We start from the raw sequence: 1,311 nt of genomic DNA, 5'->3' as shown, positions 1-1,311 counted from the left end.
ACTCACTCCTTGTTCGTCATTGAACAGTCTTCGCTCGCCCGCCTCGCACCGGACATAGTCGTCATCCGGCTGCGACGCTGGTCTCCCCAGGCAGGACCACCACATTGAGGAAGCCACCCGGCCGCGACCCAACCAGCTCGACGGCGTCGTTAACCTCGGCCAGCCCGAAGCGACGGTGGTCCAGGAACGACAGGTCGATCACTCCGGCGGCGACCATGGCGATCAACTGATCGGCCTCCGCGGAGGAGAACCACTTGGATCCCACAGCGTGGACCTCATGCATCAGCACGTCGAAGTAGGCCTGGCTGATTGCGCCTTCGCCAGCGCCGACGAGGACTGCACGTCCACCGTCCTTGACAGCCCGTAGGAGCACATCGGTGCTGTGGACGTCACCGCCTACGCCCAGACAGTCGTACATCATGTCCACCCCGAGGCTGCCGGTGCGATCCTTCGCCCAGGCCACGAGGTCGACACCGTCCTCCGAGGAGATCGTCTCGACCCGCCCCGGAGCCATCCTCCGCACCCGCTCCAGCAGCTCACGATTACGCCCGATACCCAGAATCTTCGTCGCACCCATGCCCAGCGCGATCGCTACCGCGGCCACGCCCAGCGTCCCTGTCACCCCGTTGATCAACAGGGTTTTCCCCGGTCCTAGACCGCCTTTCAGGAGCGCAGCGAACGAAGTTCCGATGTAGCCGAACCGAGCGGCCGTCAACAGGTCGATCTCCTCCGGCAGGCGGGCGATCCTCGCATCGGGGGCCAGCACATACTCCGACAGGCCGCCGATCGGGTACTGGTTGATCAGCTGACCGCCGCGTTCCGTCGTGGTCATGTATCCGCGCAGATACCCATACGGACAGAGGTCCCGCCGCCCTCGTCGGCACTGGTGGCAGGTATCGCAGGTCATCCACGGGTCGACGTAGACGCTCTGTCCCACTTCGAGGCCGAGGACATGCTCGCCCACCGCCTCGATAGTCCCCGCCACGTCGAGCCCGAACACCGCGGGAAGCTCCGGCAGGGTGAACGGCGCATAACCCTTGACGACGTTAAACGAGTTGGGAACGAGCCCACAGGCCGCCACCTTCACGAGGACGTCCTTCGGGCCTGGAACCGGTTTGTCGGCGATACCCACCTCGAGCGGCTTGCCCAGGACGACAAGACGGGCAACATTGATCTTTGACATGATTTGAACCTCACTGTTCGAGACATCACTTGTGCCCGTGCCCGATACCGCGTTCTGAAACGAAGAGGCGGGGTGATCGATCGCCGTGCGTGCAGGCACGGTGGCGGACATCTTGGTCTCCTCCGTTG

The 1,311-nt window shown here is 64.0% G+C and carries 1 protein-coding gene; it reads right to left on the bottom strand.

Annotated elements, in window-relative coordinates:
- Positions 1-61: 61 nt before the first annotated feature.
- The coding region (locus tag ACFWJO_RS39550) for an alcohol dehydrogenase catalytic domain-containing protein (protein ID WP_386873111.1) at positions 62-1,311 on the bottom strand (1,250 nt) is incomplete at its 5' end.

The sequence above is a fragment of the Streptomyces sp. NPDC127092 genome (genome assembly GCF_042722475.1).
GTDB lineage: Bacteria > Actinomycetota > Actinomycetes > Streptomycetales > Streptomycetaceae > Streptomyces.
This window is presented reverse-complemented; position numbering and strand designations above follow the sequence as displayed.